The 15114-nt window shown below is 66.7% G+C and carries 14 protein-coding genes; 7 read left to right on the forward strand and 7 right to left on the reverse strand.

The genetic code is table 11. The features are described 5' to 3' along the window. Positions 1 to 2 precede the first annotated feature (2 nt). The 3 genes from ACXI0D_RS20705 to dbpA all read left to right on the forward strand — a co-directional run bounded on the left by ACXI0D_RS20705 (position 3) and on the right by dbpA (position 2405). On the forward strand, positions 3 to 605 hold the full coding sequence (locus ACXI0D_RS20705; RefSeq protein ID WP_147416513.1) for a CbrC family protein: 603 nt from the start codon (positions 3 to 5) through the stop codon (positions 603 to 605). A 44-nt stretch (positions 606 to 649) separates the two neighbouring features. Then, the gene (locus ACXI0D_RS20710; RefSeq protein WP_014036880.1) at positions 650 to 922 is read left to right on the forward strand and encodes a hypothetical protein; all 273 of its coding nucleotides are present in this window, start codon (positions 650 to 652) and stop codon (positions 920 to 922) included. Positions 923 to 1028: 106 nt separating this feature from the next. Beyond that, the gene (gene dbpA / locus ACXI0D_RS20715) at positions 1029 to 2405 is read left to right on the forward strand and encodes an ATP-dependent RNA helicase DbpA (RefSeq protein WP_479643088.1); all 1377 of its coding nucleotides are present in this window, start codon (positions 1029 to 1031) and stop codon (positions 2403 to 2405) included. Positions 2406 to 2579: 174 nt separating this feature from the next. Here the strand turns inward: dbpA and ACXI0D_RS20720 are convergent, their stop codons facing one another. From ACXI0D_RS20720 to ACXI0D_RS20735, 4 genes are all read right to left on the reverse strand, one after another. Then, a complete protein-coding gene (locus ACXI0D_RS20720) occupies positions 2580 to 3116 on the reverse strand; it encodes an adenine phosphoribosyltransferase (protein ID WP_479643089.1) in 537 nt (178 codons plus the stop codon). 590 nt (positions 3117 to 3706) lie between these two features. Then, positions 3707 to 5272 carry a protein adenylyltransferase SelO gene (locus tag ACXI0D_RS20725; RefSeq protein WP_049442803.1) on the reverse strand — a complete coding sequence of 522 codons (1566 nt, stop codon included), beginning with the start codon at positions 5270 to 5272 and terminating at the stop codon, positions 3707 to 3709. Positions 5273 to 5304: 32 nt separating this feature from the next. Then, complete coding sequence (locus ACXI0D_RS20730; protein ID WP_049442804.1) at positions 5305 to 5994, reverse strand: glutathione S-transferase family protein; 690 nt, start codon at positions 5992 to 5994, stop codon at positions 5305 to 5307. A gap of 155 nt (positions 5995 to 6149) precedes the next feature. Further along, positions 6150 to 6359, reverse strand: coding sequence for a cold-shock protein (locus ACXI0D_RS20735; RefSeq protein ID WP_005416210.1), 210 nt, complete (start codon positions 6357 to 6359; stop codon positions 6150 to 6152). Positions 6360 to 6661: 302 nt separating this feature from the next. On the opposite strand from ACXI0D_RS20735, the gene ACXI0D_RS20740 reads away from it, so the two are divergent. After that, a complete protein-coding gene (locus ACXI0D_RS20740) occupies positions 6662 to 7150 on the forward strand; it encodes a YaiI/YqxD family protein (RefSeq protein WP_119007832.1) in 489 nt (162 codons plus the stop codon). Positions 7151 to 7154: 4 nt separating this feature from the next. Here ACXI0D_RS20740 and ACXI0D_RS20745 read toward each other — a convergent pair whose 3' ends face one another. Next, entirely contained in the window at positions 7155 to 8033 is an 879-nt protein-coding gene (locus ACXI0D_RS20745) for a pseudouridine synthase (protein ID WP_479643090.1), read from the reverse strand. Between the two features lie 124 nt (positions 8034 to 8157). On the opposite strand from ACXI0D_RS20745, the gene ACXI0D_RS20750 reads away from it, so the two are divergent. The 3 genes from ACXI0D_RS20750 (at position 8158) to ACXI0D_RS20760 (ending at position 12048) form a co-directional block, all read left to right on the forward strand. Further along, the gene (locus ACXI0D_RS20750; RefSeq protein WP_049442807.1) at positions 8158 to 8706 is read left to right on the forward strand and encodes a YaeQ family protein; all 549 of its coding nucleotides are present in this window, start codon (positions 8158 to 8160) and stop codon (positions 8704 to 8706) included. Continuing rightward, positions 8703 to 9887 (forward strand): BaiN/RdsA family NAD(P)/FAD-dependent oxidoreductase, encoded by a 1185-nt coding sequence (locus ACXI0D_RS20755; RefSeq protein WP_049442808.1) that lies wholly within the window; start codon positions 8703 to 8705, stop codon positions 9885 to 9887. Before ACXI0D_RS20750 ends, ACXI0D_RS20755 begins: the two co-directional genes overlap by 4 nt. Before the next feature lie 91 nt (positions 9888 to 9978). Continuing rightward, positions 9979 to 12048 carry an EAL domain-containing response regulator gene (locus tag ACXI0D_RS20760; protein WP_479643091.1) on the forward strand — a complete coding sequence of 690 codons (2070 nt, stop codon included), beginning with the start codon at positions 9979 to 9981 and terminating at the stop codon, positions 12046 to 12048. Between the two features lie 108 nt (positions 12049 to 12156). Here ACXI0D_RS20760 and fabV read toward each other — a convergent pair whose 3' ends face one another. Together fabV and secF are read right to left on the reverse strand one after the other, a co-directional pair. After that, entirely contained in the window at positions 12157 to 13416 is a 1260-nt protein-coding gene (gene fabV, locus ACXI0D_RS20765) for an enoyl-ACP reductase FabV (protein ID WP_101765306.1), read from the reverse strand. Between the two features lie 710 nt (positions 13417 to 14126). Beyond that, complete coding sequence (secF, locus tag ACXI0D_RS20770) at positions 14127 to 15107, reverse strand: protein translocase subunit SecF (protein WP_101765305.1); 981 nt, start codon at positions 15105 to 15107, stop codon at positions 14127 to 14129. Between the last annotated feature and the right edge of the window lie 7 nt (positions 15108 to 15114).

A 15114-nucleotide genomic window follows, 5' to 3' on the forward strand; every position in this document is an offset into this window, starting at 1 on the left:
GCTTGCCGAATCCATCCGCAGATCGTAAAAGAACGCACCCTGCGCTGGTCGACACGGACGACATGACCATCCATCACCTTCCGAGCTTCCGTTACCATCCGGACCCGGTTGCGACGGGCAACGTGGCGCCCTCCACTACCACCTGCAGGGTCTGCCAGCAGGCGCGTGGGTATGTGTATCTGCACGATGCCATCCACGCAGGGCGCGTAGATTACTCAGAGCAGATCTGCCCTTGGTGCATTGCCGATGGCCGCGCCGCGTCGGCGTTGCATGTGGCGTTTGCCTGCCGCCTGGATATCGACGAAAGCGTCCCTGAAGCCGCGCTGGAAGAGCTGTCCCTGCGCACGCCGGGCTATGCCAGTTTCCAGGGGGAAACGTGGCTGGCACATTGCAGCGATGTCTGCCGATTCCTGGGCGACGCCACCCTGGAGCAGGTGACTCAGGCCTCGGCAGCGAGCATCGCGGCATGGTGCGCGATCAACGACGCCGACGAGGCGGCCTGGTGGGATCTGGCCAGCGACTACACGCCCGGTGCAGATATCGGCTTCTATATGTTCGAGTGCCTGCACTGTGGCCTGGTTCAGTTCCATGTTGACTCGGCCTGAACCTTCTCCTGCGCAGGCCCGACATGGGCCGCTAGACTTGAGGCATGCCCGCCTCCGCCGCCCTGCTGCAGATCCCCTTGCGCCTGCTGGATGACCGCTACGGGCCAGGCAATGTCGATGAAGCCGAAGACATGCTGATCGGGATCGTGCAGGCGGAGATGGGCGAGCAGGCAACCTGTTCGTTCGACTTCGACACGCGGCACGCCAACCCGTGGTTCCATCAGCTGCTGCTGGAACCCCGGGTCGCCGGAAAACCGGCCACCCAGGAGCAGCTGCAGGCGATGGCCGTACGGCTGGTGGCCCTCGGGCTGCACTGAAGGATGGACAGTGTCATCCACGCATGGCGTGGATCTACTGGATCGCACGCCCTGAGCGGGTGAAAAAGGCCGAGGGGACCAGCCTTCCGGACGGGTACAATGCGCCATGACTGACTTCTCGACCCTGCCGCTGAGCCCGGCCCTGCAGCCCGGCCTGGATGCCCTCGGCTACACCACCCTCACCCCCGTGCAGGCGCAGAGCCTGCCGGCCATCCTCGATGGCCGCGATGTGATCGCACAGGCGCCGACCGGCAGCGGCAAGACCGCCGCCTTCGGCTTGGGCCTGCTGCAGGCCATCGACCCCAGCCTGATCCGCGTGCAGGCGCTGGTGCTGTGCCCGACCCGCGAACTGGCCGACCAGGTCGGCAAGCAGATCCGCAAGCTGGCCACCGGCATTCCCAACCTGAAGCTGCTGCTGCTGGTTGGCGGCGTACCGCTGGTACCGCAGCTGGCATCGCTGGAAGGCCACGATCCGCATGTGGTGGTCGGCACGCCCGGCCGCGTGCAGGAACTGGCACGCAAGCGTGCGCTGAACCTGGGCGCGGTGCGCACGCTGGTGCTGGATGAGGCCGACCGCATGCTCGACATGGGCTTCGAGGAGCCGATCCGCGAGATCGCCGGCCGCACCCACAAGGATCGCCAGAGCCTGCTGTTCTCCGCCACCTTCCCCGACAGCATCCGCACCATGGCGCGTGACCTGCTGCGCGACGCAGTGGAAGTGACCGTGGAAGGTGCCGACCAGGCCCCTGCCATCCGCCACCTGTTCTGCGAGGTGGAACCGGCGCACCGCCAGAAGGCGCTGGCTGGCCTACTGCTGAAGTACACGCCGGAATCGGCAGTGGTGTTCTGCAACACCCGCAAGGACGTGGACGAAGTAGCCAACTCGCTGCAGCAGTTCGGCTTCTCGGCACTGGCCCTGCATGGCGACATGGAACAGCGCGACCGCGAGGAAGTGCTGTTGCTGCTGGCCAACCGCAGCTGCAACGTGCTGGTGGCCAGCGACGTGGCCGCACGCGGCCTGGACGTGGAAGAGCTGGCGGCGGTGATCAACTACGAGCTGCCGACCGACGTGGAGAGCTACCAGCACCGCGTCGGCCGTACCGGTCGTGCCGGTGCCAGTGGCCTGGCGATCAGCCTGGTGGCCGGCCGCGAGAAGACCCGCGCCGAAGCCATCGAAGCGCAGATGGGGCAGCCGCTGGACTGGCAGAAGACGCCGCTGGCGACCTCGCGCCCGGCCGAGCTGCCGCAGGCGGCGATGCGCACCCTGCGCATCGACGGCGGCAAGACCGACAAGCTGCGCCCGGGCGACATCCTCGGCGCACTGACCGGCGACGCCGGGCTGTCGAGCAAGTTCATCGGCAAGATCGCGATCTTCCCGACCCGCTCCTATGTGGCGATCGCGCGTGAGCAGGCCAACAAGGCCGTGGCCAAGCTGGAAGCCGGCAAGATCAAGGGCCGTCGTTTCCGCGTGCGGATGATGTGATTGAAGCAGCGTTGCCAACCACGGTTGGCAACGACATGACCTGGTAGCGGCCAACCTTGGTTGGCCCGTCCATGGCGTCGGTTGCGAAAGGCGATGCCAACCAAGGTTGGCAACTACCGGCTCCAGGCCATTCGCTCTGGTAGATGCCAACCTTGGTTGGCACCCGCCCTTCGATCAGAACACCAGTTCGGTGTGCAGCGGCAGGTCCGATTCCCAGCGGGCGCGACCACCGAGGCCGTCCAGTTCGACCAGTACGCCGGCACCGACCACGTCAACGCCCAGGCGGCGCACCAGCGAAAGCGCAGCGACCAGCGTGCCGCCGGTGGCCAGCACGTCATCGATGATCGCCACGCGGGCGCCGGCCGGCAGCGCATCGGCATGCACTTCGATGCAGTCGCTGCGGTATTCCAGCGTGTATTCCTCGCGCAGCACCTGGCCCGGCAGCTTGCCCGGCTTGCGCACCGGTACGAAGCCGACGCCCAGCTCCAGCGCCATCGCGGCACCGAGGATGAACCCACGCGATTCGATGCCGACCACTGCGTCCAGCTTCTGGTCGCGCCAGCGGTCGGCCATCGCGGTGATCGCGCCGCGGAAGTCCTGGCCGTGGGCGAGCAGCGGCATGATGTCCTTGAACAGGATGCCGGGCTTGGGGAAGTCGGCGATGTCGCGCAGGCGGGAGGCCCACTGCGGAGCGACGATGGCGTCGGTCATGTCACATTGGCTATCTGATGGCGGCATAGGGTACCTGTTCCGGGCGCCGCCTGCCTGATGGGGGTGTCGGCCGGGCTGCGCCCGGCACCTGCAGAGGCCACCGCGCAAGCAAAGGCGAAAGCAAAAGCCGCATTCCGAGGGATGGCGGGGTGGGTCCGGTTGCGGGGGACGCCGTAAATACATCCATGTAGGCTCGGTCGCCGCATCCATGCGGCTCACGCCCCCGCAACCGGACCCACCCCGCCTTCGACAGTTTTCTGCGATCTGTCGTAGATCCACGCCATGCGTGGATGGGTCTCTATCGAAATCAAATATTTCGAGAATTGAACGAAAAGCATCCACGCATGGCGTGGATCTACCGTGTCGACCAAGGTCGACACCCACCCACAGCAGCGGGAATCTGTCGGAGGTGGGGTGGTGTCGGAGTGCGGGGTGTCAGCCGCATGGATGCGGCTGCCAAGCCTACAGGGACGTACTTGCGGCGTCCCCGCACTCCGACACCGCCCCGCCAAACCACGGAATCCAGCTTTTGCTCTGGTCGTTGACCTGGCCTCTGCGGGTGCAGGGCGCAGCCCTGCCGAAACCCACCCTCAGGAGCTGCAGGACAGCATCGAGCAACCGGCCCGATTGTCCGCCCACGCCGGGCGCTTGCCGGCGAAGTGCTCCAGCCCGGCGCGCTCGGTGTACGGGTCGCGCAGCACGTCCTGCAGTGCGTGAACGCCATCGAGGTCGCCCTGCTCTGCACGATCGATGGCTTCCTGCGCCAGCCAGTTGCGCAACACATACAGCGGATTGGCCGCGGCCATCTTCGCCTGGCGTTCGCTGGCCGACAGCGGATCGCGGCGCAGGCGCGCCGCGTAATCCTGCAGCCAGTGCTGCAACGGCGCCTGCACCGCCTGCTGGCGCGCCTGGTCGTAGTACACCGCGTCCAGCAGCGCCGCATCCGGTGCCGCCGGATCGATACGCATCAGCGCGCGCCAGGCCAGGGTCATGTCCATGGCACCGTCCTGCATCAGCTGCTGCCAGCGCAGGTAGAGCTGCAGGTCGTCATCGTCGGCCGCGGCCAGGCCCAGCTTGGCTGCGGCATCGCGGCGCGTGCAGGCCACGAAGGTGGACTGGTACGCCGCCAGGCCCGCCTGCAGCGGTGCCACATCGGCAAACAATGGCGACAACGCCTGCGCCAGTCGGCTCAGGTTCCAGTACGCCACCTGCGGCTGGGTACCGAAGCGGTAGCGACGACCTTGTGCGTCGGTGGTGTTCGGTGTCCAGTCCGGATCGAAGTCCTCGACCCAGCCATAGGGGCCGTAATCCAGCGTCAGGCCGAGCACGGACAGGTTGTCGGTGTTCATCACGCCATGCACGAAGCCGACGCGCATCCAGTGCGCGATCATCTCGGCGGTGCGCACCGCGACCTGCGCAAACCAGTCGCCGTACAGCGCCTCGCCCTGACCCTCCAGCTCGGGGAAATCACGGGCGATGCAGGTGTCCACCAGCTGTTGCAGCAGGGCGGTTTCACCGCGCGAGGCCGGCAGTTCAAACGAACCGAAACGCAGGAACGACGGCGAGACCCGGCACACGATGGCACCAGGCTCGGCACGCGGGTGGCCGTCATAGAACATGTCACGCACGACGTCCTCGCCGGTACCGACCAGCGACAACGCGCGGGTTGTTGGCACACCCAGGTGGTGCATCGCCTCGCTGCACAGGAATTCGCGGATCGACGAGCGCAGCACTGCGCGCCCATCGGCGCCGCGTGAATACGGCGTCGGTCCGGCCCCCTTCAGCTGCAGCTCCCAGTGGCGGCCATCCGGTGCGACCAGCTCGCCCAGCGAGATCGCGCGGCCGTCGCCGAGCTGCCCGGCCCAGTGGCCGAACTGATGGCCACCGTAGTTGGCGGCCCATGGCTGCATGCCTGCATACAGTGCGTTGCCACCGAATACACGCGCGAAACCTTCGCTTTCGACGTCAGCGGCATCGAAACCCAGCAGCGTGGCCACCTCCGGCGACCAGGCCAGCAGCGTGGGCGCCGCCACCGGGGTCGGCATCACCGGTGACCAGGCCGCGCCCAGCACGTCGCGGCGACGCGGGCCGGACTCGGGGTCGCCCGGGAGGGTATGCAGCAGGCGGTTGTCGAAACGGGGGCTGTCGGTATCCATGGTGCTGAAGATGGGGGCGACGGCCGCCCGCCTCAATTGCCGCTGAGCGCCTGCAGGTGGCCGCCGTGGGCCTCGGCACGCTGGTAGGCCGGGCGCTCACCGATACGCTTGAGGAAGCCGCGCAGCGCCGGCTTGTCGTCGAGACCACCGCCACGCGCGGCAGCGGCCTGGATCGGGAAGCTCATCTGGATGTCGGCCGCACTGAAGCGCTCGCCGGCGAACCACGGGCTTTCGGCCAGACGGCGCTCCATCCACTCCAGGTGCAGCCGCCGCTGTGGACCGATGAAGCCGCGCTCGGCCTTGTCGGCAATGCTGCGTGCGATCGGGCGCGCGAAGAACGGCATCGGCGCGTTGCGGATGCGGCCCATCACCAGGGTCAGCAGCAACGGCGGCATCGCCGAGCCTTCGGCGTAGTGCAGCCAGTAACGGTAAGCGATGCGTTCGGCCCCGTCGGCCGGCATCGGTGACGGCGACAGCTGGCGTTGCGTGTCGTAACGGTCAGCGAGGTAGTCGAGGATCGCGCCGGACTCGGCCAGTACCAGCTCACCATCCTGCAGTACCGGCGACTTGCCGAGCGGATGCACGTTGCGCAGTTCCGGCGGCGCCAGCAGCGTCTTCGGATCGCGCGGATAGCGGCGCAGTTCGTAGTCCAACCCCAGCTCCTCCAGCATCCACAGCACGCGCAGCGAACGGGAGTTTTCCAGGTGGTGGACGATGCGCATGGGGGGTGATCCCTTGGGGAGACGCGCATCGTACCGCGCCGGCTGCATGTCCTTTGTAGAGTCACGCCATGCTCGACTCTACAGAACGGCGGGCAATAAAAAACGCCGGAAGCTTTCGCTTCCGGCGTTCTGGCTACCCAACGGTAGCAGACGGATTAGACCGCCTGCACCTGGTCAGCCTGCATACCCTTCTGACCCTGGACGGCGATGAAGGTAACCTTCTGGCCTTCCTGCAGGGTCTTGAAGCCGGTGCCCTGGATCGCGCGGAAGTGCACGAACAGGTCCGGGCCGCTTTCCGGGGTGATGAAGCCGAAGCCCTTGGCGTCGTTGAACCACTTGACGGTGCCGGTCTGACGTTCAGACATTTTACTAACTCCTGAAACACATGTTGAAAAAAATCGCAGCCACCGGGTATCGGGGCCGAGACTGAGTTGCAGGCGTTGGTAAAGCGGATCGATGAGCGGATCGTGAGATCAACTGCACCAGGCCACGATTCACGGTGACCCTAGCAAACACAGTGGGTCGCACGATACGCGTGTTTTCTGCAAAAAGCGATAGTCCCGACGTTCATGGGAATACGTCACCCGCTAGGCGTGACAAGGGTTGGCAGCCTTTCGCGCCTAACTCCGAGTCCCCATTCAGGTTTTTCCTACCCTACACTGGGTAAATGACTGAAGCTGAAACCCCCGCTGAACACGCCTCCCCCCGCATCTGGGTGGATGCCGACGCCTGTCCCACCGTCATTCGCGACATCCTGTTCCGCGCAGCTGAACGGGTCGGGATCGAACTGACCCTGGTCGCCAACCAGTGGATCCGTACCCCGCCCTCGCGCTGGCTGCGCTCGATCCAGGTGCCGCAGGGGCTGGACGTGGCCGACAGCGCCATCGTCGAGCGGGTCGCCGCGGGCGACCTGGTGGTCACCCAGGACATCCCGCTGGCCGCGCTGGTGCTGGAGAAGAATGCCGTCGCGCTGAACCCGCGCGGCCAGTTGTACACACCTAACAACATGGCCGAGCGGCTGTCGATGCGTAATTTCATGGAGGAACTGCGCGGCGCCGGGGTCCAGACCGGTGGACCGCCGCCGCTGGGACCCCGTGACCGGCAGCTGTTCGCCGCCGAGCTGGACCGCTGGCTGGCGCGACGCCCGGCCCGCTGAACGCCTAGCCGCCCCCGGTCGGCAGGCTCAGGCTGCGGCCGCTGCTGAACACCCGTCGTTCGCCGCTCAATGGGTCGTCGAAGGCCAGGGCCCGCGCCAGCAGCTGCAGCGGCGCCTCGGCGACGTTCGGCGGACGCTGCCGAAGCTGCGGGTACAGATCGTCACCCACGATCGGCGCCCCCAGCATCGCCAAGTGCACGCGCAACTGATGCTTGCGGCCGGTCTCCGGCAGCAGCCGGTAGCGCCAGATCGGCCCTTCGGCCTCGATCAGCTCGATCCGGCTGCGCGCATTGGGCTCGCCGGACACTTCGGCCATGCGGAAGAACGGCTCGCCCGGCACCAGGCGGCTGTCCCGCTGCAACGGGAACTCCCGCGCGGGCAGCGCTGGTGCCAGGGCCTCATAGGTCTTTTCGATGCGCCGCTCACGGAACAGGCGCTGGTAAGCATCGCGCGACGCACGCTGGGTCGAGAACAGCACCAACCCGGCCGTCAGCCGATCCAGCCGGTGCAGCGGCACCAGATCGGCATTGCCGGTGCGGGCGACCAGCCGCGCCAGCAGCGTCTCGCGCACATGCCCACCCGCGGGTGTCACCGGCAGGAAGTGCGGCTTGTCGGCGACCAGCAGGTGCGCATCCAGATGGACGAGGGTTTCGGTGAAGGGGATCACCGGCTCGTCGGCCACCTCGCGGAAGTACTGGATTTCCAGCCCCACCTGCCAGGGCATGTCCGGCGCCAGTGCCCTGCCCTGCGCATCCTGCACGCGGCCACGGGCGAAACGGTCCTGCCATTGCACGCGGTCGATGCGCGGGAAACGCGCGCACAAGCCATCGAGCAGGCTGGGCCAGTGGCCGGGCGGCAGCTGCAGGCGGCTGGGCAAGGTCATGGCGTCCACTCCGGCCACGGAAAAGAGCGCAAGAGTGCCACCGTTGACGCTGTGCAGACAGCCCGGCAACGGACACCCCTGGAGCAAACCTCTATCATTGTCGTCTTTAGTCCACGGATCCCCCATGGCTCTTACCGCCACCATCCGCAAGGCCGAACTGCAGATCAGCGACATGGATCGCGGCTACTACGCGACCCACAACCTGACCCTGGCCCAGCATCCGTCCGAGACCGACGAGCGCCTGATGGTGCGCCTGCTCGCCTTCGCGCTGAACGCCGGCGACCGCCTGGAGTTCGGCCGCGGCCTGAGCACCGATGACGAACCCGATCTGTGGGAACACGACTACACCGGCGACATCCTGCAGTGGATCGACCTGGGCCATCCGGACGAATCGCGCATCCGCAAGGCCAGCAACCGCAGCCGCCAGGTGCAGGTGGTCAACTACGGCGGCAACGCCTCGGAGATCTGGTGGGGCAAGCAGGGCAAGGGCCTGGCGCGCTTCGACAATCTCTCGGTGGTCGACCTCGACGGTGCCTTCGTTGAACAGTGGGGCCAGCAGATCCAGCGTGCCATGCGCTGGAGCGTGCTGATCCAGGACGGCGAAGTGCAGCTGCTCAACGACCAGATCCAGCTCGACGTGATCCCGAACTGGCGCAAGCGCGCCAAGGCATGAGCACCATCCGCTGCGATGTGGTGGTCATTGGTGCCGGCGCGGCCGGGCTGATGACCGCGATCACTGCCGGCCAGCGCGGCCGCCAGGTGCAGGTGATCGACCATGCCAACAAGGTCGGCAAGAAGATCCTGATGTCCGGCGGTGGCCGCTGCAATTTCACCAACACCGGCACCACCCCGGCCAACTTCCTGTCGGCCAACCCGCACTTCTGCAAGTCGGCGCTGGCCCGCTACACGCCCTGGCACTTCATCGAGCTGGTGCACAAGCACGGCATCGCCTATCACGAAAAGGAACTGGGGCAGCTGTTCTGCGATGTCTCGTCCAAGCAGATCGTGAAGATGCTGGTGGACGAATGCCAGGCGGCGGGCGTGCAGATCCGTACCGACTGCAGCGTGCAGCGCATCGAGCACGGCAGCGATGGTTTCCGGGTGCACACCACGCAGGGCCAGTTCCATTGCGCCTCGCTGGTGGTTGCCAGCGGTGGCCTGTCGATTCCCAGCATGGGTGCCAGCGGCTTTGGCTATGAAGTGGCCCGCCAGTTCGGCCACCAGGTCCTGCCGACCCGCGCCGGCCTGGTGCCGCTGACCCTCAGCGGCAAGCACCAGGAGCGGCTGGCCGACCTCAGCGGCGTCGCACTGCCGATCGAGGCGCGCTGCAACGGAAAGAGTTTCCAGAACTTCATGCTGCTGACCCACCGTGGCGTGAGCGGCCCGGCCATCCTGCAGATCTCTTCGTTCTGGCAGCCCGGCGATGCGCTGGAGCTGGACCTGCTGCCGGGCCAGGATGCGGGCGAGTGGCTGCGCCAGATGAAGCGCGACCGGCCCGCCGCCGAGCTGCGCACGGTACTGGGCGAGGTACTGCCGAAGCGGCTGGCGCAGCGCCTGTGCGAGCACTGGCTGCCCGACCGCCCGGTGCGCCAGCTGGACGAGCCGGTGCTGCGCCAGGCCGCGCAGCTGCTGGGCGCATTCCCGCTGGTGGCCAGCGGCACCGAAGGCTACCGCACCGCCGAGGTCACCCTGGGCGGCGTGGACACCGCCGAAGTGTCATCCTCGACGATGGAATCCAAGCGCGTACCCGGCCTGCACTTCGTTGGCGAGGTGCTGGACGTGACCGGCTGGCTGGGCGGCTACAACTTCCAATGGGCCTGGGCCAGCGGCCATGCAGCGGGCGGCGTGGTGTGAACCACTTCGCCGTTCGACGCGCGCAAGGGGTGCGCGCATGGACGGTTCGCCGCGCATCGTGTATCTAGATTCGCAGATTGGGGAGCAGTGCATGCAGAACGCGAACGACATCACCATCCGCCTGCTGATCGTCGATGACAGCGGCGAGAATGCCGAAGCCATCGTCAGCACCCTGCGCAACAGCGGCATCGCGGTACGCCCGTGGCGCCCGCAGGACGCGGCTGAGCTGGCCCAGGTGCTGACCAGCCAGGCCATCGACCTGGTGCTGGCCTCGCCTTCGCAGGGCATCCCGCTGCAGCTGGCGGCCCAGCACATCGCCGCCAGCGGCAAGGACATCCCGCTGGTGCTGCTGGCCGAGCGCATCGACGAGGACGAACTGGTGCAGGCCAGCAGCCATGGCATCCGCGCCCTCGCCCTGCGCCAGCGCCCCGAGCACCTGCTCGCCGTGGTCCGCGACCAGTGGGTGGACCTGCAGGCGCGTCGCGGCCTGCGCCGCATCGAGGCGCAGATGCGCGAGACCGAGCGCCGCTGCGACGCGCTGATCGCCTCCTCGCGCGACCCCATCGCCTACGTGCATGAAGGCATGCACATCCGCGCCAACGACGCCTACCTGGAGATGTTCGGCTACGAGCATTTCGACGACATCGAAGGCATTTCGCTGCTGGACATGGTCGCCGCCCAGCACGTGGAGGGCTTCAAGCAGCTGCTGAAGGGCCTCAGCCGTGGCGAGGCGCCGCCGCCGCAGTACCAGCTCGACGCGCGCCACGAGGACGGCAGTGCGTTCCCGGCGACCATGGAGTTTGCCGCTGCCACATATGAGGGCGAGTCCTGCCTGCAGGTGGTGCTCCGCCGTCGCATGGAATTCGACCCCGAGCTGGCACGCGAGGTCGAGGACCTGCGTCAGCGCGACCAGGTCACCGGCCTGCTCAATCGCCCGACTTTCATGCTGCAGCTGGAAAGCGCGGTGGCCCAGGCCGGGCGCAGCGAGGGCCAGTTCGGCCTGCTGCTGATCGAGCCGGACCACTACGCGCGCCTGCTGCCGGACATCGGCCTGGCGTCGGCCGACACCCTGATCGGCGCGCTCGCTGGCCTGCTGGCCGAGGTGGTCGGCGAGGACGCACAGCTGGCCCGCTTCGGCGAGCACAATTTCGCTGTACTGCAGGCCGGGCCCTACGCGCAGACCGTGGCGCTGGCCGAGCGCATCCGCGAAGCCTACGCGGCACACGTCTTCAGCATCGGCGCACGCTCGGCCACGGTGACGGTCAGCATCGGTGGCGTGCAGGTGGGCGAGAAGATCGCCAGCATCGGCCAGGTGCTGGCGCGCGCCAGCGAGTGCACCCAGGCCGCCGCGGAGCTGGGCAACACCTGCCGCATCTTCGACCCGGCTGCCGCCGACCGCGTCGAGGAGGAACGTGTGCAGCGCTGGGTTGCGCGCATCCGCGAGGCGCTGGCCGGCGACGGCTTCCAGCTGCACTACCAGCCGGTGCTGAACCTGCAGGGCGAGCCGCTGGAGCTGTACGAGGCCTACCTGCGCCTGGAGAACAACGGCGAGCTGCTGAGCCCGACCGCGTTCCTGGGCATCGCCGAGGAACACGGCCTGCTGGCCGACATCAACCGCTGGGTGGTTTCGCAGGCCATCGCGGTGCTTGGCCAGCGCGCACGCGAAGGCAACGCCACCCAGGTGCTGGTGAAGGTGACGCCGGAGTCGTTCGACGATACGCAGATGATCGCCACCCTGCGCCGCGAACTGCAGGCACAGGGCGTGCCCGGCGAACGGCTTTGGCTGCATGCGCCGGAGGCGAAGGTATTCACCCACCTGCGCAGTGCGCAGCAGTTCCTTGCCGAAGTGGCACCGCTGGGCTGCCGCATCGGCCTGGAGCAGTTCGGTTCGGGACTGGATTCGTTCCAGCTGCTGGCCCACTTCCAGCCGCAGTTCCTCAAGCTGGACCGCGGTTTCACCAGCGACCTGGCGGCCACGCGTGAGAACATCGACCGCATCAGCCAGATCACCGCGCGCGCGCAGGAAGCCGGCATCCGCACCATTGCCGAGTTCGTCAGCGATGCCAATTCGATGACGCTGCTGTTCAGTGCCGGCGTGGATTACGTGCAGGGCGACTTCGTCGGCCCCGCGCTGCCGGAGATGGGCTTCGAGTTCGGGTGACCGAGGGTAGTGCCGGCCGCTGGCCGGCAGCCTCTGGTACCCGGGGTTGCCGGCCAGCGGCCGGCACTACCAAACGAGAAGGCCGGCATTCGCCGGCCTTTTCGTTGATCAGGTCATGTCGACCAGATTTTCGATCTTCACGTCCGGATTGACGTCGGCCTCGTAGTCGACGCCTTCCACGCCAAAGCCGAACAGGCGCAGGAAGTCAGCCTTGTAGCCGGCCAGGTCGCTGATCTCGTACAGGTTCTCGTTGGTGACCTGCGGCCACAGCGCCACCACCTTGCCCTGCACGTCCGCAGCCATTTCCTTGTAGTCGGCACGCAGGCGGCCTTCCTCGTCGACCAGCGCGACGGTATGGCCCTCGCCGTCAACCAGATCGTGACGCAGGCGATCGACCGCCACGCCCTCGGCCTTGCCGCCGTAGAGGATGTCGTACAGCACGTCGAGCTGTTCAATGCAGCCTTCGTGAGTGCCCTTTTCCTTCATCACCTTGAACAGCAGCGACAGGTACAGCGGCATGGTCGGAATCGCCGAGCTGGCCTGGGTGACTACCGCCTTCAGCACCGATACGCGTGCGTCGCCGCCGATCCTGGCCAGCTTCTCGCGCAGGCCCAGCACCTTGGTGTCCAGGTCCTTCTTGGCGGCACCGATCGAGCCATTCCAGTAGATCGCCTGGGTGATCTCTTCGCCCACGTAGGTGAAGGCAGTGGTGGTGCAGCCGTTGGCCAGCACGCCGGCATCGGCCAGCGCATCGATCCACATCTGCCAGTCCTCGCCCCCCATCACCGCGACGGTGCCGGCGATTTCTTCCGGGGTCGCCGGCTGCAGGTGGGTCTCGGTCAGCACTTCCTTGTCGGTATCCAGGCCACGCAGGGTGATCGGCTCGCCGATCGGCTTCAGCGTGGAGCTGATGATCTCGCCGGTCTTCGGGTGCTTGCGGCGCGGCGCCGCCAGGCTGTAGACGACCTGGTCGACCTGGCCGAGATCGGCCTTGATCATTTCGATGGTCTTCGCCTTCACTTCATCGGAGAAGGCATCGCCGTTGATGCTCTTGGCGTACAGGCCGGCTTCCTCGGCGTACTTGTGGAACGCAGCCGAGTTGTACCAACCCGCAGTACCCGGCTTGGTCTCGCTGCCCGGGCGTTCGAAGAAGATGCCGAGGGTAGCGGCGCCGCTGCCGAAGGCGGCAGTGATGCGTGCAGCCAGGCCGTAGCCGGTGGAGGCGCCGATCACCAGCACGCGCTTCGGGCCGTTCTGGATCGGCGGGCGCGCGCGGATGTAGTCGATCTGCTGCTTGACCGCGGCCTCGCAGCCGGTCGGGTGGGTGGTGACGCAGATGAAGCCGCGGACGCGCGGTTTGATGACCATGGATACCTCGGGTTGGCAGATGCGGCGCACGGGGCGCTCAGCAGGAATACGGGTGCGCGCCTGCGCGCGCGAACCGCAGGATCGTAGTGCGCGGGGCACGAATGCACAACCGACGGCGGCGTAGGGTGGAGTTTGTTTTGCAGGGTTGCACCCTGCACCGGCCGAAGCAACGGCCAGGGCGGAAGCAACGTCAAAAGCTGGATTCCTGAGGATCGGCGGGGTGGGTCCGGTTGCGGGGGTCGCCGTGAACCCATCCATGGGGGCTTGGCCGCGCATCCATGCCGCGGACACCCCCGCAACCGGACCCACCCCGCCTTCGACAGTTTTCCGCGATCTGTCAGGACAGTTCTTGGGGTCAGATCCGTTTTCCTCTGGAAAACGGATCTGACCCCATCTGGATTGCTCGATATCTGACCGATGTGTCGACCAAGGTCGACACCTACCAACTGCCGCAGGAATCTGTCAGAGGTGGGGCGGTGTCGGAGTGCGGGGTGTCAGCCGCATGGATGCGGCTGCCAAGCCTACAGGGACGTACTTGCGGCGTCCCCGCACTCCGGCACCGCCCCGCCATCCCACGGAATGCACGCTGTTGCTGTTGCTGTTGCTGCCGGCCAGCGGCCGGCACTACCGCAGGTGCAGGGCTGCAAGCCCTGCCAACAAAAAACCCCGCTTGCGCGGGGTTCTCTGTGTGTTGCGTGCAGCGCGAATGATTACGGGCGACGGGCCAGGGCCTCGACGTCCTTGGCCTTCGGCAGCAGGTCCTGCTTGCTGACGCGCAGGAAACCGATCGTCAGCATCGGCACCGCCACCAGGATCGAGGACAGCACCACGATCACCGCACCGATCATGTGCGTCTCGGCCAGGCCTTCCATCGAGCTGCCGCCGTACATGTACAGGGCAAGTGCCGACAGGAAGAACATCACCGCGGTGATCACCGTACGCGACAGCGTCTGGTTGATCGAACGGTTCAGCACTTCCATCGAGTCCACGCGCAGGCTGCGGAAGTTCTCACGGACGCGGTCGAAGACCACGATCAGATCGTTGATCGCAAAGCCCATCACCGACAGCAGGCCGGCCAGCACGGTCAGGTCGAACTCACGGCCCAGCAGGGACACGTAAGCCACCGTCACGATCAGGTCGAACATCGCCACGATGCTGGCGGTGACCGCGAACTTCCATTCGAAGCGCACCGCGATGTAGATCAGGAAGCCGGCCAGCATGAAGATGGTGGCATACAGGCCATTCATCGCCAGGTCCTTGCCGATCTGCGGACCCACGAACTCGTTGCGGAGCACGGTGGCCTGATTGTCGGCGGTGGACAGTGCCTTTACCACGGCGGCGGCGGTGGCCTTGTCCTCGTGCGCGGCGTCGCCGGTACCGGCAGCGTGCTCGCCATGCGGGGCCAGGCGGATCAGCAGGTCGGTGTTGCCACCGACGCTCTGCACCTGCGCGCCCTCAAAGCCGCTCTGCTCGAGCTTGGTGCGGACCTGCTCGACGTCCACGGCCTTGTCGAAGCGGGCTTCGATCAGGGTGCCGCCGGTGAAGTCCAGGGCGTAGTTGAAGCCCTTGACGCCGATGATGGCGACCGAGGCCAGGAACACGATGACCGTGACGACCATCGCGACATGGCGCCAGCGCATGAAGTCGATCTTGGTGTCGTTCGGGAGGATGTGCAGCGGAAACAGTTTCATGTGCGTG

Source organism: Stenotrophomonas sp. C9D9 (genome assembly GCF_056491205.1).

Excerpts from the sequence above, each read along its gene's own strand:
- ACXI0D_RS20710 (WP_014036880.1), top strand. The coding sequence starts at position 650 with ATGCCCGCCTCCGCCGCCCTGCTGCAGATCCCCTTGCGCCTGCTGGAT.
- dbpA (WP_479643088.1), top strand. The coding sequence starts at position 1,029 with ATGACTGACTTCTCGACCCTGCCGCTGAGCCCGGCCCTGCAGCCCGGC.
- ACXI0D_RS20720 (WP_479643089.1), bottom strand. The coding sequence starts at position 3,116 with ATGACCGACGCCATCGTCGCTCCGCAGTGGGCCTCCCGCCTGCGCGAC.
- ACXI0D_RS20725 (WP_049442803.1), bottom strand. The coding sequence starts at position 5,272 with ATGGATACCGACAGCCCCCGTTTCGACAACCGCCTGCTGCATACCCTC.
- ACXI0D_RS20730 (WP_049442804.1), bottom strand. The coding sequence starts at position 5,994 with ATGCGCATCGTCCACCACCTGGAAAACTCCCGTTCGCTGCGCGTGCTG.
- ACXI0D_RS20735 (WP_005416210.1), bottom strand. The coding sequence starts at position 6,359 with ATGTCTGAACGTCAGACCGGCACCGTCAAGTGGTTCAACGACGCCAAG.
- ACXI0D_RS20740 (WP_119007832.1), top strand. The coding sequence starts at position 6,662 with ATGACTGAAGCTGAAACCCCCGCTGAACACGCCTCCCCCCGCATCTGG.
- ACXI0D_RS20745 (WP_479643090.1), bottom strand. The coding sequence starts at position 8,033 with ATGACCTTGCCCAGCCGCCTGCAGCTGCCGCCCGGCCACTGGCCCAGC.
- ACXI0D_RS20750 (WP_049442807.1), top strand. The coding sequence starts at position 8,158 with ATGGCTCTTACCGCCACCATCCGCAAGGCCGAACTGCAGATCAGCGAC.
- ACXI0D_RS20755 (WP_049442808.1), top strand. The coding sequence starts at position 8,703 with ATGAGCACCATCCGCTGCGATGTGGTGGTCATTGGTGCCGGCGCGGCC.
- ACXI0D_RS20760 (WP_479643091.1), top strand. The coding sequence starts at position 9,979 with ATGCAGAACGCGAACGACATCACCATCCGCCTGCTGATCGTCGATGAC.
- fabV (WP_101765306.1), bottom strand. The coding sequence starts at position 13,416 with ATGGTCATCAAACCGCGCGTCCGCGGCTTCATCTGCGTCACCACCCAC.
- secF (WP_101765305.1), bottom strand. The coding sequence starts at position 15,107 with ATGAAACTGTTTCCGCTGCACATCCTCCCGAACGACACCAAGATCGAC.